This window comes from Turicibacter bilis, assembly GCF_024499055.1.
Lineage (GTDB): Bacteria > Bacillota_I > Bacilli_A > MOL361 > Turicibacteraceae > Turicibacter > Turicibacter bilis.
Genome location: NZ_CP071249.1, coordinates 1,257,453 through 1,281,754 on the forward strand (window position 1 = coordinate 1,257,453; position 24,302 = coordinate 1,281,754).

General features: G+C 33.2%; 24 protein-coding genes. 7 read left to right on the forward strand and 17 right to left on the reverse strand.

Annotated features, from left to right (window positions below):
- Positions 1-4: 4 nt before the first annotated feature.
- Positions 5-493 carry a hypothetical protein gene (locus J0J69_RS06155; protein ID WP_212725808.1) on the reverse strand — a complete coding sequence of 163 codons (489 nt, stop codon included), beginning with the start codon at positions 491-493 and terminating at the stop codon, positions 5-7.
- A 382-nt stretch (positions 494-875) separates the two neighbouring features.
- Here J0J69_RS06155 and J0J69_RS13505 point away from each other — a divergent pair, with 382 nt between their 5' ends.
- A complete protein-coding gene (locus J0J69_RS13505) occupies positions 876-1,232 on the forward strand; it encodes an IS66 family transposase (RefSeq protein ID WP_370456893.1) in 357 nt (118 codons plus the stop codon).
- Positions 1,233-1,688: 456 nt separating this feature from the next.
- On the opposite strand, the gene J0J69_RS06160 is transcribed toward J0J69_RS13505, so the two are convergent.
- The 7 genes from J0J69_RS06160 to J0J69_RS06190 all read right to left on the reverse strand — a co-directional run bounded on the left by J0J69_RS06160 (position 1,689) and on the right by J0J69_RS06190 (position 11,952).
- Positions 1,689-3,356: an FAD-dependent oxidoreductase gene (locus J0J69_RS06160; RefSeq protein ID WP_212725810.1), complete on the reverse strand. Its 1,668-nt coding sequence runs from the start codon at positions 3,354-3,356 to the stop codon at positions 1,689-1,691.
- A gap of 728 nt (positions 3,357-4,084) precedes the next feature.
- Entirely contained in the window at positions 4,085-4,648 is a 564-nt protein-coding gene (gene ahpC, locus J0J69_RS06165) for an alkyl hydroperoxide reductase subunit C (RefSeq protein WP_055277069.1), read from the reverse strand.
- A gap of 223 nt (positions 4,649-4,871) precedes the next feature.
- Entirely contained in the window at positions 4,872-5,444 is a 573-nt protein-coding gene (locus J0J69_RS06170) for a hypothetical protein (protein ID WP_055244989.1), read from the reverse strand.
- Position 5,445: 1 nt separating this feature from the next.
- On the reverse strand, positions 5,446-5,934 hold the full coding sequence (locus J0J69_RS06175) for a hypothetical protein (protein WP_212725811.1): 489 nt from the start codon (positions 5,932-5,934) through the stop codon (positions 5,446-5,448).
- A 316-nt stretch (positions 5,935-6,250) separates the two neighbouring features.
- A complete protein-coding gene (locus J0J69_RS06180) occupies positions 6,251-8,173 on the reverse strand; it encodes a GGDEF domain-containing protein (protein WP_212724986.1) in 1,923 nt (640 codons plus the stop codon).
- A 421-nt stretch (positions 8,174-8,594) separates the two neighbouring features.
- Complete coding sequence (locus J0J69_RS06185) at positions 8,595-10,172, reverse strand: EAL domain-containing protein (protein WP_336511274.1); 1,578 nt, start codon at positions 10,170-10,172, stop codon at positions 8,595-8,597.
- A gap of 172 nt (positions 10,173-10,344) precedes the next feature.
- Entirely contained in the window at positions 10,345-11,952 is a 1,608-nt protein-coding gene (locus J0J69_RS06190) for an EAL domain-containing protein (protein ID WP_212724984.1), read from the reverse strand.
- Between the two features lie 938 nt (positions 11,953-12,890).
- Between J0J69_RS06190 and J0J69_RS06195 the strand changes: the two genes are divergently transcribed.
- The 4 genes from J0J69_RS06195 (at position 12,891) to J0J69_RS06210 (ending at position 15,155) form a co-directional block, all read left to right on the forward strand.
- Positions 12,891-13,070: a hypothetical protein gene (locus J0J69_RS06195; protein ID WP_212723601.1), complete on the forward strand. Its 180-nt coding sequence runs from the start codon at positions 12,891-12,893 to the stop codon at positions 13,068-13,070.
- A 74-nt stretch (positions 13,071-13,144) separates the two neighbouring features.
- Positions 13,145-13,465, forward strand: coding sequence for an IS66 family insertion sequence element accessory protein TnpB (gene tnpB / locus J0J69_RS06200; protein WP_256637951.1), 321 nt, complete (start codon positions 13,145-13,147; stop codon positions 13,463-13,465).
- A 63-nt stretch (positions 13,466-13,528) separates the two neighbouring features.
- On the forward strand, positions 13,529-14,539 hold the full coding sequence (tnpC, locus tag J0J69_RS06205) for an IS66 family transposase (RefSeq protein WP_256637940.1): 1,011 nt from the start codon (positions 13,529-13,531) through the stop codon (positions 14,537-14,539).
- A gap of 49 nt (positions 14,540-14,588) precedes the next feature.
- Complete coding sequence (locus J0J69_RS06210) at positions 14,589-15,155, forward strand: IS66 family transposase (protein ID WP_212726200.1); 567 nt, start codon at positions 14,589-14,591, stop codon at positions 15,153-15,155.
- Positions 15,156-15,323: 168 nt separating this feature from the next.
- Here the strand turns inward: J0J69_RS06210 and J0J69_RS06215 are convergent, their stop codons facing one another.
- From J0J69_RS06215 to J0J69_RS06240, 6 genes are all read right to left on the reverse strand, one after another.
- Positions 15,324-16,223 carry a hypothetical protein gene (locus J0J69_RS06215; RefSeq protein WP_212726201.1) on the reverse strand — a complete coding sequence of 300 codons (900 nt, stop codon included), beginning with the start codon at positions 16,221-16,223 and terminating at the stop codon, positions 15,324-15,326.
- Between the two features lie 14 nt (positions 16,224-16,237).
- Complete coding sequence (gene srtD, locus J0J69_RS06220; protein WP_212726202.1) at positions 16,238-16,861, reverse strand: class D sortase, LPxTATN-specific; 624 nt, start codon at positions 16,859-16,861, stop codon at positions 16,238-16,240.
- Positions 16,862-16,876: 15 nt separating this feature from the next.
- Positions 16,877-17,527, reverse strand: a complete 651-nt coding sequence (locus J0J69_RS06225; RefSeq protein WP_212726203.1) for a hypothetical protein — start codon at positions 17,525-17,527, stop codon at positions 16,877-16,879.
- Between the two features lie 91 nt (positions 17,528-17,618).
- Positions 17,619-18,152 (reverse strand): VanZ family protein, encoded by a 534-nt coding sequence (locus J0J69_RS06230; RefSeq protein WP_212726204.1) that lies wholly within the window; start codon positions 18,150-18,152, stop codon positions 17,619-17,621.
- A 241-nt stretch (positions 18,153-18,393) separates the two neighbouring features.
- Positions 18,394-19,062: a HEPN domain-containing protein gene (locus tag J0J69_RS06235; protein ID WP_212724945.1), complete on the reverse strand. Its 669-nt coding sequence runs from the start codon at positions 19,060-19,062 to the stop codon at positions 18,394-18,396.
- 11 nt (positions 19,063-19,073) lie between these two features.
- Positions 19,074-20,324, reverse strand: a complete 1,251-nt coding sequence (locus tag J0J69_RS06240) for an AAA family ATPase (protein ID WP_212726205.1) — start codon at positions 20,322-20,324, stop codon at positions 19,074-19,076.
- Positions 20,325-20,635: 311 nt separating this feature from the next.
- Between J0J69_RS06240 and J0J69_RS06245 the strand changes: the two genes are divergently transcribed.
- Both J0J69_RS06245 and J0J69_RS06250 read left to right on the forward strand, forming a co-directional pair.
- On the forward strand, positions 20,636-20,896 hold the full coding sequence (locus tag J0J69_RS06245) for a hypothetical protein (RefSeq protein WP_055244998.1): 261 nt from the start codon (positions 20,636-20,638) through the stop codon (positions 20,894-20,896).
- Positions 20,897-20,979: 83 nt separating this feature from the next.
- The gene (locus tag J0J69_RS06250) at positions 20,980-21,351 is read left to right on the forward strand and encodes a hypothetical protein (protein ID WP_055245000.1); all 372 of its coding nucleotides are present in this window, start codon (positions 20,980-20,982) and stop codon (positions 21,349-21,351) included.
- A 161-nt stretch (positions 21,352-21,512) separates the two neighbouring features.
- Here the strand turns inward: J0J69_RS06250 and J0J69_RS06255 are convergent, their stop codons facing one another.
- The 3 genes from J0J69_RS06255 to J0J69_RS06265 all read right to left on the reverse strand — a co-directional run bounded on the left by J0J69_RS06255 (position 21,513) and on the right by J0J69_RS06265 (position 24,298).
- Positions 21,513-21,908 carry a hypothetical protein gene (locus tag J0J69_RS06255; RefSeq protein ID WP_212726206.1) on the reverse strand — a complete coding sequence of 132 codons (396 nt, stop codon included), beginning with the start codon at positions 21,906-21,908 and terminating at the stop codon, positions 21,513-21,515.
- 481 nt (positions 21,909-22,389) lie between these two features.
- Positions 22,390-23,160: a type II toxin-antitoxin system PemK/MazF family toxin gene (locus J0J69_RS06260; protein ID WP_212726207.1), complete on the reverse strand. Its 771-nt coding sequence runs from the start codon at positions 23,158-23,160 to the stop codon at positions 22,390-22,392.
- Between the two features lie 493 nt (positions 23,161-23,653).
- Positions 23,654-24,298 (reverse strand): HNH endonuclease, encoded by a 645-nt coding sequence (locus J0J69_RS06265; protein ID WP_212726208.1) that lies wholly within the window; start codon positions 24,296-24,298, stop codon positions 23,654-23,656.
- Positions 24,299-24,302 lie beyond the last annotated feature (4 nt).

Here is a 24,302-nt window from a genome sequence, read left to right on the forward strand (position 1 = left end):
CTAATTAGATTTCAATCCATATATTCGTTGGATGTAATAATAAATTATCATTATTCATATATAAAACAACTACTTCATATCGTTTACCTTTAGTTAACTCATTTAAGTTAATTGAAGCCTCAAATCCACTATTTACATAATTACACCCATCTGACGCTCCAAATTGTTGAGCAATATCTTCCCTCTTAACCATGCTAGTTGGGAGTACTAAATAATCCTCAACCAGTTCTTCCTTTAACAATATATACGAATGAAAGAAATCAATGTTCTCTCCTTCTTTAAAAACAAATCCACTTAAAAATAAGCTTTCAGAATTAATAATCTTTTCTTCTTCTAAACTAAATATAATACTATCATAATCAATACTAAGCTTCTCTATAGAACTGGCTATAAATCTTGTAACATGATGATCTCTGTAATAGATGCCCCACGTTACAAGAAGACATAAAACTAATCCTATAATTAAAAAATAACTATCTTTAAACTTCTTCACTTCGTTTATCCACCCTATCTTTTTTCATTTAGACTCTGTTTTAAATAAGTTTTGATGATTGCACCCGCTAATTTTAAGCAATTGGTCGATAATTAAATTGTCTAAATCGTTGTTATCAGCAGGATTTGAGTTAACTATCAATATTCTTTTAAAACACAGTGTTCATTTAAAAAAGTATTTTACAATATAATATTTTATCATACACTACTATCTTTTTCAAATTTATCATTGTCTATTAATAGCTCAACTTTTGCACAACGAAAAGCCTAATCACCTCTTGATGTAATTAGATAAAGTTATCATCCAATTATCTAGTTGACCTTTAACACAAGCTGTGTTAATTGTAATTTCTCTTTCACCTTGACTAATAGTTTCTTGCACAATATTTAAAAGTCCTAAACATGACAATCTTGAAGCCTCTAATAATCTGCCTGAACAAGCGATGCGTCCATTAGCGATTGGTCGTAAAAACTGTCTCTTTTCAATCAGTATAAAAGGAGCTACTGCGAATGCGATAGCCTATACTATCATCCAAACCGCAAAATCTAATGGCGTCCTAGCACTGAACATAGTGAACCATCTATCGCTACTAATAAATGGCAATTATTCCATCGGAATATCTAAACTACTTATCCTAAAAAAACCAAATATGGACTTTATCAGAAATCCAGATATGCTAGTAGATTTTTTACCATGGAGAAAAACGTCCAAGAGATTTGTCAGTAACGATATAAAGTAATAGCTACCAACGGCTGTACCTTTAGTTCAAAGGATTAGTAGTTTTTTTGTACCCGTATTATTATTACGTACTTACGGAATAATAATCGGATTTTCTTTCATAAAAAGATGGATCTCCTTAATTTTGATAGCTCCAGTATAGCTCAAAATGAGGGATTGAAATAAACATGTTTATATTATTCTCTTACAAAAGACCTAAGTTCCTCCCTCACTTCTTAATCATAGGGTCTGTTTTAAAATTGAAACTATCAATCTTTATTAATGAAGTTTTTATTGATATTCAGCTAGATACACTTATTTTAAGTGAATATCAACTATCTTCTAAAACAGAACCTAATCATAAAAAATAAAACTCGTAGAAGCTACACACAAATACTGGTGTATTTCCTACGAGTCTTATAGTACTAAAAGACTACTTCATAAACTCACAAAAATTGTGAAACAGTCTTTCTTTATATTAGGCGATGAAGTTTAACATGTCTTGGATTGATTTTGATCCGAATGTTACTTTTTCATCGTTAACGATCATACATGGTACTGACATGACTTTATGTTTTGTTTTTAATTCTGGGAAGTTGGCGATGTCTAACATCTCAGCTTCTACGTTAGGGTTTTCGATGGCGATACGTTGTGCACCAACAACGACGTCTGGACATAAGTGGCATGATAATGAAACAGCTACTTTGATGTTAACTTTTTTATCAATCGCTTGAATCGCTTCTAAAACTGACGCATCTAAGGCTTGTCCTGGTCCAGCTAAGTTATAGATGGCTAATAAGAATGAGTTTAACTCATGTCCACCAGGTACCCCGTGGAATTTAACTCCAGCGTAGTTTCCATCTTTATCAATTAAAGCAACAACTGGGAATTTGTCAGCATTTACTTTTGCTTCTAATGCTGCATCTTCACCTTTTGTTTTAACAACGGCCTCTAATTTATCACCTAAGTTAGCGATATCGATGACTAAGTCACGTAATTCAATTGATTTCTCGTTTGTTGGATCAACAATTGTCACTAATGTCACGTTGTTTTCCATACGTCCAAGTACTGTTGCGATTTGTCCACGTAAGGCATCATTTAATAACGCAGAGCGTCCACCTTGTGCCACTTGTTGTGCTTGTGGTGCAGACTCAGCAGCTGATTTTGGTTGTGGTGTTTCTTCGATTTCTTCTTCAACAATTCCTAAACGTTCTTTTTCATGAGCCACATATTTTTCAGCTTCTAATGAAGCGATGGCTCCATCAGCGACTGCTGTAACAACTTGGCGCAATACTTTCGGACGTAAATCTCCTGCTGCATAGACCCCTTCAACACTTGTGTGCATGTTTTCATCAGTGATGATGTATCCCCATTTATCCATATCAACTAAACCGTTAAATACTTTCGTTTGTGGCACGTATCCTGCGAAGATGAAGATACCGAATGTTTCGTCTTCAGCTGCCACGTGTTCAAATGTTTCTTGTGTTTGGTTGTTAATGAACTTCACACGACGTAATAATTCATCTCCTGTTGCCTCAACGATTTCAGTGTTGAATTTAACTTCGATTTTTTGATGAGCTAACACTTTATCAGCGATTGTTTTTGCACATGTGAATTCTGGCTCACGAGCGATAACTGTTACTTTACGAGCGAAACGAGTTAAGAAGATTGCTTCTTCAGCTGCCGCGAATCCTGCACCGATGACAAATACTTCTAATCCTGTGTAGAATTCTCCGTCACATGTTGCACAGTAAGCGACTCCACGTCCACGGTATTCAGCTTCACCTGGGAATCCTAAAGTACGAGGTGTTGCCCCTGTTGCGATAATTACTGAACGAGTTTCATAATCACCGTTTGTTGTTTTTAAAACTTTGATCTCACCTTCTAATTTAGCTTCTAATACTTCAGCTTGAGCAAATTTTACTCCGAAGTCTTCCGCTTGAAGATGCATCTCTTCCATTAATTTAGGACCTGTCGTGTGACGAACACCTGGATAGTTCACAATCTCATTTGTTGTTTTAGCTTGTCCCCCCACAGAACCTTGCTCTAACACTAATGTTTTCATTTTAGCGCGTCCTGAATAAATCCCAGCAGACATCCCTGCTGCTCCTCCACCAATCACAATGACATCATAAATAGTTTTCATCTTAACTTCCTCCTTATATCAATGAAATAAAAAGTTCACAACAACCTTTATTCCCTGCTGACTTAGTTATGCATAGCAATCAAAGGACCTCTAATGATATCCTTTCATGACACATCCATAACTTTCCTTATTATACTATATAAGAATAAGGATAAACTATCTAAAATTAACAGTCTAATCCTTATTCTTATATTAAATGCTTTAAAAATTATCTAGGATAAATATATTGACTTTATAACCACTAAAAATCTAGAGCCCCTTTAGTGGGAGATACATTTACTTCGTAAATGATAGGGCCCCACGAACAAACTACCCACTGCTTTTTAAACATCTATTCGTTAAGAATTTAGATAGCCTTATCCTTTAGGGCCGCCTTATACTTAATCCAGCTTCAAGCAGCAGTTTCTAATTCCCCTACCTATTGAGGAAAGATGCTAACGCATCGCAGGGAACCCATAAAGTCAACTTGAACCAGGTGGCATACTCCAATCCAGTTTCGTTGAGCAGATGCTCTATGAAGTTTCACGCTCACAAATCTTGATAATCAAGATGTGCGAGCGTTTCAACCCCTACGATCATCTAAGCGCTCAACTCAACTCTTTATACAATCTAGTTTCGAGTTGCAGTCTCTCTATAAAGTCTAAAACTGTCTAGCGACTCCTTAAGGAGTCACTATCAGTTTCGACGACTTTTACGAGCAAACTAATCGCAACTCTCAACCTTTTATATTATAATTTCCCTACTAAGTCTAAGCTTGGTGTTAATGTTTCTTGTCCTGGTTTCCATTTTGCTGGACAGACTTGGTCACCGTGTGCTGCAACGAATTGTGCGGCTTGTACTTTACGTAATAATTCATCTGCGTCACGTCCGATTCCATTGTCATGGATTTCGTATGCTTTGATGACACCTTCTGGATTGACAACAAAGCTTCCTCGTAACGCCATTCCTTCTTCTTCAATCATCACATCAAATCCACGAGTTAATTTTCCAGTTGGATCGGCTAACATTGGATACTTGATTTTTCCGATTGTTTCTGATGCATCTGCCCATGCTTTATGTACGAAGTGTGTATCTGTTGAGACTGAATAAACTTCACATCCAATTTCTTTGAATTGTTCGTATTTATCTGCTAAATCTCCTAATTCAGTTGGACAAACGAATGTGAAGTCCGCTGGATAGAATACATAGACTGCCCATTTTCCTTTTGCAGCTTCTGCTGTAAATTCTTTAAAATCTCCAGCTTGATAACCTTGAACTTTATAATCAACAACATGAGTACCAATTAATGACATGTTAATTCCTCCTTATTAATTTTATAAGTAGTAATCATTACTGATATTATTATAGATTTGAATCTTAATAATGTCAATGGTATTTATAAATTTTTTTAGCTTCATCAGCAAATATATTATTTACTTCTTAAAATAAACTTATACGAAATAAAGCAGACGATGAGCTGATAAATGTTACTTTTATTGAACTCTTCATTTCATAAAAAAAGTGGGAATCTCTCACTTATAATTCAGTGATACTACCATCATCTCCGACAAAAAGAAGCAGGACAATTCCGTCTCCACCTTCTTTTTCTTGTAAGACTTTTGATTTTAAAGCCACATAATAACCAATTTGATCATCTCCATAATGCTCGTGATTATCGTCGTACATATAAATAATATCCTCATCATCTGTCCCATAACGCTCCATCGCAAGTGCGACCGCATCGACAGCTGTAAATGTATGATGATGTGTCCCATCTTCACTGACTTCAACTTCACTCAAAACTTCTTTTAATTCATTAATTCGGATGAGTTGTTCCTCAGTTCCAACAGGTCCATTTAATTCAGATAAAAATCCATTTAAGGCGACTTTCGCCGCATGTAATTCTTCTACCCCAACTAACATTTCGATATAAGTAATTTCTTCTTCAATTGTTGAATGACTTAAAGATTTTCCAACGGCTTGTGTTATCTCATCTAAACTTGTCGGTTGGATTCCTGCCTCTTCTTGAATCTCTAAATCATTGGTACATGCCATTAAACTCATCGATGACAATAACATCAGGAATACTTTCGATAGACTCCGTTTCATGTTACTCCTCCATTTCTTGTTTTAAGCTAATTAACTCCTCTATTTCACTTTCAAACATTTTTAGTGTCCCCATTCGTTTTTCAATCAAGCGAATCAACTCTATGATCTCTTTCATCTCCCGACTTTCTAAGGTACCACTCGCTAATTCTTTTACCTCGCTAAGTTTACCTTTAATGTATGCAACGGCCTCTTCTTTTACAAAGCTTGGCTCACTGTCAATTAAGTTTAAATCGGTCCATGCTAGTAATAAGTCATCAAATAACGTTAAGTCATCATATTCTAACATGTTTAAAAAGGCCTCTCCCTGCTCATACCAAATCTCATAACTTTTATTTGAACTTTCATCACTTGCAAGCTTTAATAAACCAACTGCCCGTTCATAAGACTTGTCTTCAAATGCATCTTTTGCTTCTTTAATCATCTGATTCGCTATTTTATTTCCACATCCAGCTAATAGCAAACAACAAAAAAGTAATAGATATCGTCTCATTAAACCACCACCCTCGATAATACGAGAATATCACAAGACCAAATCAGAAATTTGCCATATCAGCACCAAAAAAATGGACTACTTCTGTCTTCTTTTAGCCAAGTTCGCTGCAATCGCCAACGCTTTACAAACCTCCTTTTAGAAAGACAAAAAAAGATGTAACCTCTTGTAGATTACATCTTTTGATGACACCATTTGTTATGATCTTGAAAAAATTATCAGTTTTTTATTTTAATCATCTAAAAATAAAATGGACTCAAATCAATAAGTGCTTAGCATCTAAGATGACAAAAATGAAAATTTTTGTTGAACTATCTTAATCAATATAAAACTTATCTTTTCCGTTCTTTTTAGCAATATAAAGTCGTTGATCGGCAGCTACATATAATTGATTAAAAGTATTAATTTCACTAGTCACTTTGGCACTTCCTATACTAATTGAAAGACCACAGCTTTCATAATACAGTTTAAATGTCTTTCGAATACGTTCAATTAATTGTGTTAATTTCGTTTCAAGGTGTTGTTTTGTCATATTACTTGGTAAAAATACAACAAATTCATCCCCTCCTAATCGCCCAACGATATCTTTTTCCCTAAATTCCGATTTAATCGCTTTAGCAAATAATTGCAGGACATAATCACCTTCCATATGACCTTTGGTGTCGTTAATCACTTTAAAATTATCTAAATCAAATAATAATAAAATCCCTACTTGATTAGTTGCTAAATAAGTGCTGACCATTTCATAAACTGCTAGTTTATTAAGCAATCCCGTTAAATAATCGGTTCGTGCCAACCGTCTAGATTCATCTAATTCACACATCATATTCTGGCGTTCTAAAATCGTTGGTGTTACATCCTGAATGACACCATACCATTCATTTGCATCATCAAACATTGTTATTTTAACGTATTTAGAATTGGGTAATTCATAAATATCTTGGTGCGATTCTAAAGGATTTTGTTTTAAAGTCGATAAAAATGCTCTAAATTTCTGACAATCACCTTTGATTTCATTAAAGGATTCCTGATCCAAGTTTAAGATATCACACGTGTTTTCTGTAATAAAAATTTGGTTTAAGTTTCCAATGTATTCAAATAAAACGATTGGTAATTTAGTGACATCAATAATATGAATTAATTTATAGTTAAATGTCTTAATCATCTTAACACTTTGATTAATAGAATTTGCTATCTGTGATAATTCATAACTACTCACCTCTCCTATTTCAATATCAAACTCACCCTTTTTGAATTCATTTAACGTTTGTAAAATTTGTTCAATATCTTGAATCAATTTTTTATTAATTAGATAATTGATCAGTTTGATAACTAAAATGACCAATAACAAAGTAATCAAAGTCATAAATCCTATTAACCAAGCGATTTTACTATAAATGATTTGACTACTACTAGCGGCAATAAGAAGTAAATCATCATAGGCTTGAGTGACTAAATAATAAGTATCATTTCCAATTTTTAACCATTTTCCATCAGTGGAAGATTTCAATGACTCTAGTTGATCTTTAAAACTAACTGAATTGCCCTCATAAGCAGCTGAATGACCAATTAAATCACCCGTATGACTATTTAATGCAAACAATAAATGACCTTCTATCATAGGTAATCTACTTAAAACAGTCCTAATGGATGCCTGATTCCAATAGCCTTTTAACCCCTCTGGACCAATTGAAATTTGAATAAAACCACAATGAGCTCGACATTTAACCCCAATATAACTGCTCTCTTCTTGATCAACTGTATTTTTTTGCATCTCTTGAACGTAACTTGCAGTTTCATCAGTTGAATCAATTAAAAAGAGAAATTCACGCGCCTGTGAAGAGGTATGGAAATCAAATCCTAACCGATTCTCGACGGAAGAGCCTATAATAATCCCCTCTTCACTAACGACTTCAAGCGCATCTACCGAAAGCGTATTAGCAATAGAAACTAATTTTTCTTGATTTTCAATAATATCCGGATTTTCAAATACCATTTCTTCAAAGGCCCGCGCTCTAATTAAATAATCTTGTTTTATTAGTTCTTCAAATTCTTCTAATTCGTTGTGTCTTTCATCTAATACGGATGTCGTTTGTAAAATCAAATGGTCTAACAGGCCTCGTTGTTGGTTCATCATCACATAAAATTCAAACATACTATAAATTAAAATTAGAAATCCTCCACTAACGGATAACACAATTAACATATATCTTCGAAAAATATCCTTTATTTTTTTCATTTTTCAAGCCTCCGCTAGATTTAAAGATATCAGTCCGGATAAATTTTTCATGGTCGAAAAACTTCTAACTCTTCCCCTACCAGGGATAGAAGGCTAAGAGCTTCGCGACTTAGCGTAGGGAACCCACTAGCGTTGTTCTTCTTATCGAGAAGACAAACGTATTGGGATAAGTTCGAATAAATGAAAAACATTTCCGTTTCTATAGATCATATTCTTTTTTTACTTGTTAGATTAATAAAATAAGCTATATTAAACTATCTTTAAATGTAAATTCAATCATGTAAAAGCTGTCGTCTACTTAAATCACCTTCTACAATTATAGTTTACCATTGCTAAATTAGAAATAAAAATTTCCTTTCATCACTCATGTTATTTTAAAGATTACCTTCTAGTGATTAGGAAAACGTTATTTAGAGATGACTTATAAATCAAAGATTTGCTCAATTGATAATGGTTTATTATAATAATTCCCCTGAACATAAAGCTTTTCATTTTTAATCTGAGAAATGATTTGATGCTGAACCGAGTGTTCTACACCGTCTAGGATGACCGATTGATTTTTAATCAATGCGAGTTTATAAATCAATAAGACCACTTCCTCTTTAAGTGAATCAATCCCAATTCCTTCAATAAAAAGTTTATCTATCTTAATGATATCCACGTCTAATTGATGTAAAAGATCTAAGTTAGCATATTCTTTTCCAAATTCATCCATTGATATGATAAAACCAGCATGCTTTAATAGCTGAATATGATTCATAATCGTTTCTAAATCATCCAATTTCAATCGTTCGACTAATTCTAAACATATTTTATTCATTCCTAAGTTAGATTGATTTAACTTTTTAATAACGCCTTTTACAAATTGTTGATTTTCAATATCATCAAATAAGCAATTAACTGAAATATAAAATGGTTGCTCTCTTACACAACGGCAGGTTTTTAACATATGATAATCTTTAATTACCTGATCAATAATCCAAAAAGAAACATAAGATGACATTCCGTATTTCTCTATGTTAGACATCATTTTCATAGGTGAAATCATCTGTTGATTTTTACCGCGTAACCTCAATAAACTTTCAAATCCTATGATTTGATTAGTTTTTGGATGATAAATGGGTTGATACTCAAGAAAATATCGACGTGCCATTAAATCTTTTTTTATTTGATTTCTCATAAACTTTCGTTTTAACGACGGGGAAATCACTAATAAAGGTGTAAATAAAGCGAAACCTACGATGATTTCATTCCAATAATCATCCCCTTCTATTGAATTACCAAAATATTCTTCTAATAATAATGTAATCGGATATTCTCCTTGTTTCATGAATTCCTCAATAACCCGATCAATCTCCTCGATAATCAACTCACTATTTTCATTTCCTGCAATATATACATCTTGTCCATTAAATTCATAAACCAAATAATAATCAGAAGCTTTTATCAGGTTATCGACATATAAATCGATTTCTTTTTCTTCTAATTTCTTAACTAATGTGTGGTAATCTTTTTCATAATAGACAGTGACTTCAATTTGATTAGCTTTTAAAATCTCTAACACCTTGTTTGCATTAGAATCTCCTCTCACTAATCCTAGTTTCAAATCTTTTCGTTCTTTTAGTTGGTTAAGACTTACTTCCTCAAGACTAAATAATCCAAAAATCTCCTTATTCGTCCAATTATGATTAAAAATAAATTGGTCTTTGAATTGGTTATTCATTGAAATCCCTAACATTAAATCAAGATCGCCAGAAACTAATTGATTCATGCCTTCCGATAACGGTAAGACAATGAATTCATAATCGAATGATAACTCATCTTCGAATAACTTCATTAAATCATAATAATATCCTTCCATCTCTCCTTCTTCGTTCACCATACAGTATGGCTCATACTCATAAACGCCTATTTTAACAAGATCAACCTCTTGTGCTTTAACAGAATGTAAAAAAATGAAAAAACTACCAATTAAACATCCTATGATTTTCTTTTTAATAACTAATCCCTCCTACTAGCGATAGCACCTTCAATCATAAACAACAATGACATAGGGAGAGCGAAATAGTTTTCACATCCTAAGAAGCAAGCTGAGTTGATGAGTCTTGTTATTAAAAAGACTAACCAAAATCCCGCTAAAAGATTTTCAACGATGAAAAACTATCCCCTACTTAGATATCAATTAATTTAATTTCCTGTTTAAATAAGGGCTTGTAATAATAATAGCCCTGAACATGAATAAAGTCATAATGATGTTGTTGAATCGCTTGAATCTGTGTTTTAGTCTCTACCCCTTCTAGCACAACCATTTTATTTTTTATTTGTGAAACCCTAAAGATAAATTCAATCATCTCATTCTTAACAGGGTCTTCTTCAATTCCCTCGATTAAAAATTTATCTACTTTGATAATATTGGTATCTAGGCTTAATAATAAATCAAGATTTGAATATTCAGCACCGAAATCATCCATCGCAATTTTAAATCCTGCCTGCTTTAATAGTGCCAAATTCTTAGCGACTCTAGGCATTTGATTCACTTTGACCCGCTCAATGATCTCTAAACAAATTTTATTTGGTCCTAAATTCGATTGCTGTAATATTTTTTGAGCTTGACGAATAAAACGACGATTTTCAATTTCACTTAAGGAAACATTAATGGAAATATAAAACTCACGATTTTTTACACAATCATACGCTTTAATTTCATCATAATCTTGAATAGCTTTTTTTAAAATCCAAAGAGATATCTCTAAAAGCATCCCGTTTTCTTCGATTTCTGGAATAAACTGAAAAGGAGGAATCAGTTGCTTTTGATCATTATACAACCTTAATAAGCCCTCAAATCCCCGAATTTTCTCACTGTTTAGATGAACAATCGGTTGGTATTGTAAAAGATAACGTTCTTTTTTCATATTCAATCGAATTTTTTGTTTAATCTTAAATCTTTTCCATATAACAATTAAAAACGGACTAACTAAAAGTAATAAAACTAACAACCATGCTGCTAAACATCGCAACACCTGAGCGTTAACCTCTTCGGTTTCACTAAAATAACTAGCATACAGGTGTTCGATTGGATGATCTTCCCTCGTATAAAGTGTCGCGAGGGCATCATCTAGTTGATAGATTAATGATTTTTGTTCATTACTTGTCACGATAAAGACTTGATCACCTGTCATTTCATAAATTTTATCATATCCGGGTCTATCTAATTGGCTATAATGTGGAATAACATCCACTTTACCTGATTCAAATGATTGTTCAAGTTCTTTCCAACTTTTAACTAAATAAGGTTCAACACTGATTCCCATGACTGAAAAAAGATCTAAAATGGTCTCTGTACTATGGCTACCTTCAATTAACCCAATCGTTTTCCCATTTAAATGCTCGATAGACGTCATGCCGGATAAAGGATTCGTGTAAAAACCAAATACTTCCTCTCCAATCGATCGTTGACTATAATTCATTTGGTTCAATCGATCAGAAACTAAAGAAATACCAAACATCAAATCGATTTGTCCCTCTTTTAGCTGCTGTAATCCATCTGAAAAATCTGTGATAACATACTCATAACTAAAAGGTAGGACCTCTTGAATCAATAGTAGTAAATCGTGATAATACCCCTTTATATTTCCTGACTCATCGATATCATAATATGGACTCGTCTCGTAAAGACCGATTTTCACTTTATCATCTTGCGCTTGTACTTTAAACGATATCGGTTGGATTAGTCCAATACTGATAATAAATCCAATCATTAATTTACCTATTAATCGCATCGTCTCCCTCCTATATTGCCCCATCTCTCATTTAAGCTTCATCGTTGACTCCTAATAAAAATCTTATTAAAAATAAAAATTTCTTATACCTATCTATTATATAAATAGAAATGTATTTCACATTTTCTAATTCATCTCAGTACGTTAGTCTTTTTGATAGTAAGACAGACTATCGTCCAGGGGTCACCTACCATGCGCAGCATGTCTCCTCCTTTGGTAGGGAACGGGTCACCTGCCATGCACAGCATGTCTCCTCCTTTGGTAGGGAACAGGTCAGCTACCATTTTCTAGGGAAATTTATCTACCGTTAGTAGGGCTTAAAAGTTTTCCGATATGAAAAACTTATCTGGACTTATATATATAATACCTCCCGAAGTAGGATGGCAAGATCTCGTATTTAGCATCTGACACAGATTATGGATAACTTCTCCTTATACTGAAAAAGTCTTCATGAGCCTTAAGTTTTTACTTGCTCTTTAACTTGACTGGTTTTGATTCGGATACCATTCATTAAGGTAAAGATAGTCATCCTTTTTTTAAATTCATCACTCCTTCTCATCTGGATTCTTCCATACTATTATGAAGCTATGGATTTAAAACCATGAATCAAAAAACTCATCAATACATAATTTTACATAAATTAACACACCACTTCTTCTAAAAATACCACCAACATATACCAAAATCAATAGTAAAAAAATATTTTTTTCTTATCATCTGATTTACTATTTACAAAGCAAAAAAATTTTAAATCTAATGAACCAGACTGAGTGATTGGATTCAGATGATAGAAAGACTGACACTAATGGCGTTAAAAATTTATCACCACTTATATATCAAGAGAGAAATAGAGTAAGCGGGTAATATAAACCTGTCTATTTTGACCTCCAACTTTGAGCTAAAATGAAGCTATCAAAGAAAAGGAGGTCAATTTTTTTATGAAAGAAAATCCGATCATTGTTCCTGTTCAGTTAAATCAACCTGCCTCTGATCAGCCCTATACTGATACCCCTTCATGTTACTTCAAAATAAACGATGCTGAAGCGACGTTTTATAATGGAGTTGATAAACATATCTTACATGCCGTTTTAGCGGAGATGTCTAAACATGCTCGTTAATTTCTCGAATGTTCAAAACATATTCATTCCCTACCAGTGGAGGAGATATTTACTTCGTAAATGGTAGGTGACCCATCGTTTGTGGTCACACAGATATGCGCTGTGGCATTGATGGACTAGCAGGTATCATCACAGACAAGTATAATCTTGATTTATTTAACGATGCCCTTTTCCTATTTTGTGGACGAAAAAAAGACCGATTCAAAGCCCTTTATTGGGATAAAGACGGTTTTATCTTATTATATAAACGGATTGAGAAGGGTAACCTTCAATGGCCACGAAACCAAGAAGAAGTCAAAAAATTAACGAGTCAGGAGCTTCGTTGGCTACTTGAAGGCTTATCTATCCAACAACCTAAAGCCATTAAACCAGCTCAAACAGGATGTCTGATTTAAATCATTATAAAATGGTAATAAAACCTGTATTTTCTATTTGATTTTGGGCATACTAAGCCTAACATGAATCATTTAGAAAAAGAGGTGGCACCGTTGAGTACGTTTGAATCGAAACTAATCAAAGAAAATCAGAACCTATTAAAAAAATTGGATCAACAAACTCAACGAATCACTGAACAAGATCAACAAATTAAACAATTAACTGAACAGGTTGAATTTTTAACAAAAAAGCTTTATGGATCCTCAAGCGAGAAAACTAAAATTGATCCAAATCAACTCTCACTTTTTGAGGATCCTCATTTAGAAAACCACGAAACAAAGACTGAACCCACAGAAGAAATCACGTATCGTCGACGTAAGGCATCCGGTCGTAAAGCCGAGTTAACCAAAGATTTACCCGTTGAAGAAATTCACTGTGAGTTACATGGTGAAGATTGCCAATGTGAGTCTTGTGGTGAAAAGATGAAACCGATAGGAAAGAAAATTATTCGTGAAGAGGTTTGTTTTATCCCAGCCAAGTTATATAAAAAAGTGTACTATTCACACGCTTATAAGTGTGATTGTGGTGATGATTTCTATGAACCACAGCCCATTCAATGTGCCGAAGTCCCTAAAGGACCGATCCAAAGGAGCTTAGCTGGGCCTAGTGTTCTAGCCTGGATGATTCATCAAAAGTATGAATTAAGCCTCCCCCTTTATCGTCAAGAGAAAGAATGGAAGACGTATGGTTTAGAATTAAGTCGACGCACCATGGCGAACCGGATGATCAAAGTCGCCAATGATTGGTTACGCCCAATTTATGATTCTTTCGCTAAGCTCATCGTAAAGGAAGAAGTTCTTCATGCCGATGAAACGTACTATCAAGTACTAAATCGAATGGATGGACGTGACGCAACCTCTCAAGCACGAATCTGGTTAATTCAAACAGGTAAAGAATGCGAAACACCTATCGTTTATTATCACGCAGATTTAACTCGTGCAAGAGTCGTCGCGGAGCAATTACTCGATGGACTTAAAGGCTACCTGCATTGTGATGGGTATTCCGGATATAAGAACTTACCGAATATTGAATGAGTGGGTCACCTGCCATTTACGAAGTAAATGTCTCCTCCACTGGTAGGGAATGGGGTGTTGGGCTCATGCACGCCGCAAATTTAAGGATGTGCCAGGAAAGAATGGAAAAGCGAAACAAGCCATTGACTACTGTAACCAAATTTTTAAGATTGAACGAGAACTTCAGGAATTATCGCCTGAGGAGCGTTATGAGCAACGTCAGTTACAGGTCAAGCCAGTGATTGAGGCTTTTTATGACTTTCTAGGGAGCTTCATCCCCATGAAAGGTAAGTTACAAACTGCGGTTCACTATGTTTTAAATCAAAAGAAAGAACTGATGGCATTTTTGAAAGATGGACGATTAGAAGCATCGAATAATCGTGCCGAACGTGCCATCAAAACCGTGGTGATTGGACGGAAAAATTACTTATTTTCAACAAGCTTATCAGGGGCTGAAGCCAATGCGATTATCTATAGTGTGATTGAAACAGCGAAAGAGCACGGCTTAAATGTTTATAAATATTTAACTTATTTATTTGAACACCTACCAAATGTTGAGTTTTTAATGAAACCAAAGCTCTTGGAGGACTTTTTACCATGGGCAAAAAATGTTCAAGAACATTGTAAAGGAATCTAAAAGAAAAGAGATCTCATCTGTAATTCCAGTATACAGGTGAGGTCTCCTTTTTTCTATACGTGTTATTATTACCCGCTTACGATTAATTTAAGCATCTGTCTACTTTGCAAAAAATATAAGAAATCAAACAGCCTAAAACCTTCATCAAAATAAAAAAACTAGCCGAAGCTAGTTTTTCATATATTTTTGATACAGTTTGACCCAATAAGGGATTAAAAAGATGATTCCGAGTCCTGTAGCTAGTAATCCAGAAATCATCAACGTCTTAAACCAGTTTTCAATGAGTAGTGCGATACTTTCTTGTAAGTAGCTGACTTGAATGGCGATATGGTGATAAAAGCCAGATTGAATGCCGCTAAAGAAAACAATAAAAATAATTAAACCACCTGCCATTATCCCATAACCACTGTATAATAGTCCGATCTCAATTTTTTTACGGCGCTTGTGGTGGCGACTTCGTGGTGATAATAAGACCAATACCCCCACTAACAATAGCACAATTCCAGCTAATACCCCTGCCATCAGTTTTAAATTCATCTCGCTAATCAAACTCGTGAGTTTTTGAAGGCCTGTCATTTGAGTCAATTGATCAAAGTCAACTAATCGAAGATTCCCTTTCACGATTTGCACCACATTTTGTTTCATTAACTCGACCTCTTGTTTCAAATCCTCATCTAAATAATAGTGATTATCTCTAAAAAATGTCCCAATACGCTCATCAAAGCGGGCCTCATAAGTCGTTAAATCAAGTGCTTTAATTTGCGGCTGTGCCCCATTTAACCATGACAAAACGGCGTACACGTCACCCATCACGATTTCTTTCACTTCCTCAAGCTTAATAAATTCTCGCATGCTTTGACGCTCAATATTATTTAACAGCATCACATCATCGATACTGCCTTGAATATTCTCTTTCATCGATTGATAAACATTCGCTTCTTCCATCACTGAAAGATACGTTTCTGGCATTAAGAATTGGGGAAGACTACTTAGTAGACAAAATGCCATGATGACAAACATCAAGCCTAAACTCAATAGCACACTTATCAATTTTTGAATCAGTTTCATTTTTATACCTCGTTTTACTTAATCTGAACTAAATCTGCGACAACGATATAGCGCTCCGGAGTCGCGCCCCATTTAATAAAAGGATAACACGTATACATCGTTAAACGTTCTTCCTCCGTTGGAACAGTTGGAGTCACATCATCAGGCGTTGTAATATAAATATCAGATACTTGATACTCATACGTTCCGTAATCCGTTTGAACAAAGACGCGATCGCCTAACGTCACATCTTTTAATGGATAAAAGGCCGTTTCTCGATGCCCAGATAAGACGACATTCCCACCTTCACCAGGCAACAAACTTCCGACATAATGGCCAACCCCTTCACGAAGCTGAGCATTGCCTTCTCCTTGTAAAATTGGAACCTCTAAATTCACACTTGGAATGCTTAACGTCGCAAACGGATCTCCAATCTTCGGTAAATACATCGATTGGTTATTAATCATAAACTCAGTTTGGGCAACTTCTACATTTGGATCATAAAAAATAAGCGAACTAAACGTCATCGCTTGCCCAATCATTCCCCATAATGGAACTAACATCATCGTTGCACCAATAACCATCAAAAAAAGAGGGATTACCAAGGTAATCCCAAGCTTTTTAAGAAAGTATCGGCGCTTCTCTTTTTTTGTTTTCACGCCTACTTCACCTTCTTATCTCTCATCTTGCATATGGCGATGTGATACAACCATTAAACCAGCTGCTAACACCACAAGTCCTGCCCCTGCCATCATTACTGCTGGCAATTCAAATCCAGTATCATTTAAACTACTATCTGGCATTGGATTCACTGATCCATTACCTGTAGGATTTGTTCCTAATACTGTTTCAACTGTTGTTTCAATGATCGCTTCAACGACTTTAATCATATCTCCATCAAAGTTTTGTAAAACATCTGCAATATCTGGTGCTGATAACGTTAAAATTTGTTGCCCATTCGTTGAAACTAACGTAATTGTATCTACACCATTCACAATATCATACTTTAATACTAATCCAACTTTTGAAGCTGCTTGTTTCGCTAACCCCATTAAATGACTTTTTTCAGTATCCGATAACTTCGTTAAATCCGTACGTCCATCAATTAAGGCATACGCTTGTTTTACGACACCTTCAAGTTCTACTTTTTGTGCATCTGTTAAATCAATGGATTGAAGATACGTCACTAACTGATTCGCACTATCTGAAGGAACTCCTAAAGACACTAACTTATCACGTAACTCCGCTGCACTCGCATCAGCGATCACATTAAATGAGCCAAATAATAAAGTTGCCGCTAAAGCGACTGTCGCTAATTTTTTCATCTCTTTCACCTCTGTCAATCATCATATTATAAAAACTACCTAATTATACCACGTTATATCCACTATTTTCAAAAAAATGAACCAAAATCTATTACCAAATGGTAGTTTTTGTCTTATTACACAAATTTACCCCTAGTAACACAGCCACACCAAACAATCCACCACAAAAATCAAGCACTACATCACTAACACTCGACGTTCTGAAAACAAAGGATTGGAAATATTCATCTAATACCGCACACAATAAAACAACAAATAAAGAATAAATCCCTTGATTCCATAAGCTCACGTTAAATGATCTGAACATCAATAACAGTAAGACAGCTAACATGAAATACTCTGTGAAATGGGCTGCTTTTCGAACGAAGTAACTTAGATTTTTTTGCAATTGAACTTTCGAATGAATGGGTAATTGAGAAGAAGGCGTAGCCTCACTTCTTTCGATGAGATTCTCTAAAATAAGCTCCTCTTTCTTTTTAAACGTCTCTTCCCACCAATCAATCATTCGCATCATTTGAGTCACAACACGATCACTTTTATCCATCGATACCTCTCCAACCTGCATCCCTTGATAAAAAATAAAACATATCCATCCCACGACTAAAATAATCCAAACTCTTTTCATAACTTCTCCTTTTTCATCCTATTCACATTTAAATTACCATATTTCACTGATAATCGTAACCCTAAAAAGGAATTAGTTGGAATTAAAATAGATTACTTAATTAAATAGGAGACTATATCTAGCCTCCTATCATTTGAAATCGCCACTCATTATAAGTAACACCTTTCCAGAGTTAACATCTTGCCTTTAATGTATAAAAGATACCATCTAATCATCTTACCTATATCCCATCATTCTCTTTCTAATCTAATTCTATAATAGTTTGATGAATATCCTGAACCAATTGATAAATGAAACCAATATACTGATTAATTTTTTCTTCTGTTAGTTCTGATCCCAAAGAGTTAATAGATTCTTGATCTTGATGGGCTAATCGATTCCGAAGCGAACGAAGTTTCTCGATAAGGTCAGATACTCCAAAATCAGATTCTGTCTTTAACACTAATTCATTAAATTTTTTTGACTTAAGCCCTACTGCTTCTAACTGATTTTTAATTTTTCCATAACTTGTAAAACTCTTATACTGATTTATACTCGTAATCACTTCATCTAACCAATCTGATGACTCTGGATTTTGAATGGCTAACTCAACTGATTGCATAGGAATTAGTAACTCTTTATACTGTTTTGTCTTAGTCTGATTCCCATTAAATTTTTGTATGATACAATACTTTACAATATCATGAATATATAAATCTAATGCACTCATTAATAATATAATTTGACTCTGTCGAATCTCTAGTGTAGACTGACCATGTGCTGATAGAAATTGAATAATTTCATCTTTTTGTCTAACAACTTCAATACTACTATTAAATTGTTTAAGAATGTGTTTTTCTTGCTCATTTCTAATGACAACTTTCTTTTTATCACGATTTGGCTGTGTTTGATGTAAAGATAAATCACGCATCTATTCTCTCCCTATTTTAAAAAGAATGTATTATTATGAAGAAATGGAATACTTCCATACTTGCCTGCAATATAACCTTTTTCTATATTCTCATCTTTTCTAACATTTTTTAATTGTGCTAACGAATAAAAATCACTAAACTGATTATTAGTCTTTTCAACAAACCATATCTGATCGCGCCTAAATAAATCTAAATTTAATAAATTCGTATCGTGGGTTGTAAAAATCAATTGCGCCCCCTTTTTATTAATAACTGGATTTAAAAATAATTGAATTAAGTGAACAACTAAATTCGGATGAAGGCTCGTTTCTAGTTCATCAAAAACTAAAACTTCACCATTCCTCAAAATCTCTAAGAGAGGTCCTCCTAATTCAAATAATTTATTAATTCCTAATGACTCTTCTGACAAACTAATATCCATATGAGGATATTTAAACACTACATCTGATTTTTTAAATTCTTTTCCATTTAAAAAACTTTTTAATTCCTCTGGCAGGTTAGATGGTAAATCTTCATTCAATAGCATCATCAAGTGATTATTAATTTCAATATCTTGAATATTAATCCCTAATGTTTGAAGAAATTGAAGAAATTCTTCTTTGAATTCTGAATCTTTTTCTATATTTTGTAACGTATATTCAAACCAATTATCATTACGAAAGCCTTGATAGACAACTAGCTTTTGACGAATATAATGAAATACTTTTAACACCTCTTCAATATTACACCATGAAGCAGCTGATGATAAAAAGAGACGATTCTCCTTCATCTTACTTTCTGCAATTTCAGACAGGACTTTTTTAAAATTTGCTCCGTATGTATACGTCTGATGTTCACGATCAAAGATCTTTGCTTGGCGCCCATTTGGAAAATAGTATAGATACTCGTCCATAATCTCTTTATTAGTTAAGCTTACACCATAAACATAGCGTACTCCATCTTCTAAAAATTGAATTTCAAATGAAGAAGGTAACCCCTCTTGACTCATTTTATGCGGATAATAAGGTAAAACATCTTGATATTGTAAATTCACACTCGTACTAACAATATGACTTAAATAATCAATAGCATTAATTAAATTAGTTTTACCTGCCCCATTTGCCCCATATATCGCACAAACTGGATTTATCCTTAATTTTGAATCACCCAATAAATACTTTGAATGTGTTTCATCTTTTGTTGCTAGCATCGAAAAAACAATCGCTTCTTTTATCGAACGATAATTCGCACACTTAAATTGAATCAACATGAATTCTAGCACCTCTCCTCCACTTATCTCCGTCTATTATACCCTATTAATCATCATTTTAAACTCCATTTTTGAGAAAAAACTTCAAAATCGAAGATTAAATATCCATAAAAATTAATTCTCGAATATCTTTACTCAATATTTTCTTAGATATGAACCACAAAAGCATTGTAGCTAACTCTATATCTATTACAACATATTTGAAGGATACCGTTCTGAGCCAACTAGGAAAACCCAATTTTACAACATAATCTACAAAATTATTCATATCCCTATCACCTCTGACATAAACTGTACTAATGTAAAGATACGAGGAGGATTTTATGGATACACCAACTTTTAAGGCCACTATCTACTATATTCATCCTGAACTCATCAATCAATTAAATACAACATTTAAAAGGAAAAACTTCTATCATAAAATTATGACATTACCTAGGAAAGGTTATCATAATCCAGATTACAGACAAAAAATGAACAACTTACAACAAAAACTATGGAATGACGTATTATTACAATTAAAAGATGGCTCATCACCAAAATTGGTTCTTGATTTTTTAAAAATATTTTCTCATTTAAAATGATGTTTAAATTACACGGAGAATAGCCAATTTTAAGAATTGAATGAATAGTTTCAATAGAAAGAAATTGTCAAGCGCCATTTCTGGTGAAGACTCTAAAAGATTTATTTGAAGTCGATTCTGTCTATCAAATTGAAGATCCCTATAAAGATTACATTGAAAAATTTATAACGAAATACTATGAACCAGCTGAAGACTTGAAAAAGGAAATCGAATTAGAAGCTCCTACTGTATTCAAAGCACATTTAATTGCTCGAAACAACACTCTATCCGAACGAGAAGAACAACTCAATACATTTACAAATGGTGTTAAAATCAGAATTAGGACATCTCTCGAAAGAGAAGCAATCAAAATAAACCGTGAAAGTAAAATATTAATTGACCCTCATCAACAAGAATTTACCGTTCCAAATCAGGAGAATCTACCTCAAATTAAATTTACACTGGAATTTAAATAAGCAGCAAACTAGCTCTTAATATTTTATTAGGAGAATTTGCAACTAATTAAATCTCATTTTAAAAGCCAGTCCGAACGGATTGGCTTTCATATTATTTTATCTCTTATTCAGTTTCAACAATTTATATCTTTAACAATATTTCTTTTATAAATAACATGTTACTAAATAATTTTTAACAGCTTTTTCCCATTAAAAATTTTATTATCAAAAATGGCACGAACGACATACTCACCATCAAAAATTCGTTTTTCCACTTCAATTCCCTCAAATAACTCTTTTGCATATGATGCTTTTATTTCGACTATTTTATTTTCCTGATCAATTAATCTAATTTTTCGTCTCCCATCAATTTTAATGTCTTCTAACTTCGTTCCTACTTCATAAATAATTTCATTAGCTTTACATTTTTCAATAAATGCTTTAAGTCCTTCAGAGTAGCAATCTTTCACCTCATCTAAAGACGAAGATAAATTCTCTCCAGAGTGAGCTCCGGCACATACAAATCCAAATTTTTGATCTGGAAAACAAAACTCACAATCACAACATTTCCCTGCCATAAATACTCTCCTCCTGATTACCTATAGTTCTATTCTAATTAGATCATTATCTCTCAAAAAATCTTTTATAATCTATATATAGAATCTAATTTTTTCATATTTTATCCAGATATCACATAGAAATAACTTAAACCTATTATCTGAAAAGTTATTTAAAAATTATGAATTGTCAAATACAAAAACTACATACCTTGTGAGTATGTAGCTTAGAACCTACTGGTGCTAGACCAATCTTATTAGTATTATATGCAAATAATAAACATTGGTGTGGTTCTATTTTTATTTTCTCCGATTAATTCTAGCTTATTCAAATACCTTTAAAATTAGAACAAAAAACACATACCTTGTGAGTATGTGCTCTTACTTTACTGGCGTATGTCTAGACATAGCCTATCTTCATTACTGATTTGTATCAAGATGGTACAAAATCTATCTTGATTAAATTATATTATTTCTCTCAAGTTGTGTCAATCACTAATTATTACTTTTTAAGTTCTCTTTTTAAATTTGCAAGTTCTAGGTTTATTTGTTTAATCAGTTGTTCTTGATTAGTGATAGTATTTTGTAAATCTGTAATTTCTTTCTCTTTTTGAGCAATAATAGATTTCTGATTAGAAATCACATCTTTTAATTTTTCAAGTAACTCATCCTTTTTAGGAATATACTTTTTTAAAATAATATTATCAATCTCATTTAAGAGATTTTCTCGCAATTTGAATCGTTTTTTATTAAGTATGCGATATTTACTTACGCGAGTTATTTGGTCCACCTGTATTACAGAATCCTTCTTAAATAGATAAAGATTTTTCTTTTTAGTAGTAGTGTTCGATTTTTGAGCAAACACTTCAAATTCATGTATAATAGGCTTTCCCGTCGACTTGTCTTTTGTTGCAGCCGTAATAGGAGCTACAATAACCCAATCTTCGTTATTGTCATATAAGACAACACAAGGATGAGGGTAACGTATTTCAGTTCCAATATTACAAGTTCCTAAATCTACTAAAGAAATAATATCTCCACGGCTATAATTATAATAATTATTATTTAACTGCTTATATTCATTTTGTATCCAAAGATCATGAATATGAGCATAATTTACAGTTCGTTCTAAATTACCTTGACTGAGCATTATATTCGTATGAGCAAATACATTTTGTATTTCATGCAATGCTTCTATCGAAACAGAGGTAGACTGATTTTTATTGTATTTATTTTTTAGAGTATTTCGTAAATCATTGATTAAATAGCTCATTCAAAAACCCCTATAAAAATTATATTTACTACATAGAAATTATTATAACACACATCTTATAGATGATGTTGTGAAGCGAACAAACTTTCTAAAAAATTCATAAATTTATAGTTTATAATATCGAAAATACTATCCTTATCTAACGCTACTTCCCACTTATGATGTAAGCAGATTCATGTTAGTCACTTTCTTATAAGATGGCTTTACAACTAATTTAATCTCACCTTAAAAGCCACCCATTCGGGGTGGCTCTCGACTTATTTCATCTCTTTTTCAACGACTTCTAATAATCGACGTAAGCATGTAATAATAGCACGGATATAAAAATAGCTACCAATTCTGAAAACTATAAATACAGTGTTGGTAGCTATTATTTTATATTGTTACTGACAAAGTTCTTGGACTGTTTTAGCCCATGGCAAAACCCCTACCAGTATGTCTGGATTTCTAATAAAATCCAGATTTTGTAGCTTTTCAAATAAATAATTCAGGATTAAGAAATTCCTTTACTTTTTAATTTTTTATTGATGTAATGTAAAATAATTCCTACATACTCTGTGTATTTGCCTTCCTGATTTAATTTTTCAAACTTGTCCTTAGATTTTAATAAGTAAGGTATAGTATCTTTTCCTCCTTTTCCTTCATGGTATAAATGTTTCTTAAATTCATCTAGTACCGCTTTTCTATTAGTAACTAAATATCCGTGATAACAATTTAAATTCAAGTGTACATTTAAATCGTTATCAATTCTAGAATCACTAGATTTAATAATTCCTTGAGGAGTATAACTAATAGTTTCAATATGCGTACTATTTTGAGGGTTCAAGTACAGGGTAGCGTTTTGTTTTTTCGTATCACATGTCGCTAAATGACTAGGAGATCCTTCATTTCCTCTACAAACAATCATTAAATTAGAGTATTGTAATTGATTAGTACTATTTCTAGGTTGATAATGTTCAATCTTAGTATCTTTATAATCATTAATACGCTTCATACAATAAGCACAGATATAGCCCTGCTCTTTTAACAACTCAGTCCTTAATGAATCCTTATCTGCAGTCGATAATTCTTCAAAAATAGATTCTTTTCTATATTTTTTTAAGAATGCAGGAACAGGCCCCTTTTTTATCTCAATCATTTCT

Coding starts and splice junctions, on each gene's coding strand:
- J0J69_RS06195 (WP_212723601.1), top strand. CDS start 12,891: ATGAAAGAAAATCCGATCATTGTTCCTGTTCAGTTAAATCAACCTGCC.
- J0J69_RS06175 (WP_212725811.1), bottom strand. CDS start 5,934: ATGAGACGATATCTATTACTTTTTTGTTGTTTGCTATTAGCTGGATGT.
- tnpC (WP_256637940.1), top strand. CDS start 13,529: ATGAATCATTTAGAAAAAGAGGTGGCACCGTTGAGTACGTTTGAATCG.
- J0J69_RS06235 (WP_212724945.1), bottom strand. CDS start 19,062: ATGCGTGATTTATCTTTACATCAAACACAGCCAAATCGTGATAAAAAG.
- J0J69_RS06245 (WP_055244998.1), top strand. CDS start 20,636: ATGGATACACCAACTTTTAAGGCCACTATCTACTATATTCATCCTGAA.
- J0J69_RS06260 (WP_212726207.1), bottom strand. CDS start 23,160: ATGAGCTATTTAATCAATGATTTACGAAATACTCTAAAAAATAAATAC.
- J0J69_RS06210 (WP_212726200.1), top strand. CDS start 14,589: ATGGGGTGTTGGGCTCATGCACGCCGCAAATTTAAGGATGTGCCAGGA.
- J0J69_RS06215 (WP_212726201.1), bottom strand. CDS start 16,223: ATGAAACTGATTCAAAAATTGATAAGTGTGCTATTGAGTTTAGGCTTG.
- J0J69_RS06225 (WP_212726203.1), bottom strand. CDS start 17,527: ATGAAAAAATTAGCGACAGTCGCTTTAGCGGCAACTTTATTATTTGGC.
- J0J69_RS06190 (WP_212724984.1), bottom strand. CDS start 11,952: ATGCGATTAATAGGTAAATTAATGATTGGATTTATTATCAGTATTGGA.
- J0J69_RS06255 (WP_212726206.1), bottom strand. CDS start 21,908: ATGGCAGGGAAATGTTGTGATTGTGAGTTTTGTTTTCCAGATCAAAAA.
- J0J69_RS06170 (WP_055244989.1), bottom strand. CDS start 5,444: ATGAAACGGAGTCTATCGAAAGTATTCCTGATGTTATTGTCATCGATG.
- J0J69_RS06230 (WP_212726204.1), bottom strand. CDS start 18,152: ATGAAAAGAGTTTGGATTATTTTAGTCGTGGGATGGATATGTTTTATT.
- J0J69_RS06180 (WP_212724986.1), bottom strand. CDS start 8,173: ATGAAAAAAATAAAGGATATTTTTCGAAGATATATGTTAATTGTGTTA.
- J0J69_RS06160 (WP_212725810.1), bottom strand. CDS start 3,356: ATGAAAACTATTTATGATGTCATTGTGATTGGTGGAGGAGCAGCAGGG.
- ahpC (WP_055277069.1), bottom strand. CDS start 4,648: ATGTCATTAATTGGTACTCATGTTGTTGATTATAAAGTTCAAGGTTAT.
- J0J69_RS06265 (WP_212726208.1), bottom strand. CDS start 24,298: ATGATTGAGATAAAAAAGGGGCCTGTTCCTGCATTCTTAAAAAAATAT.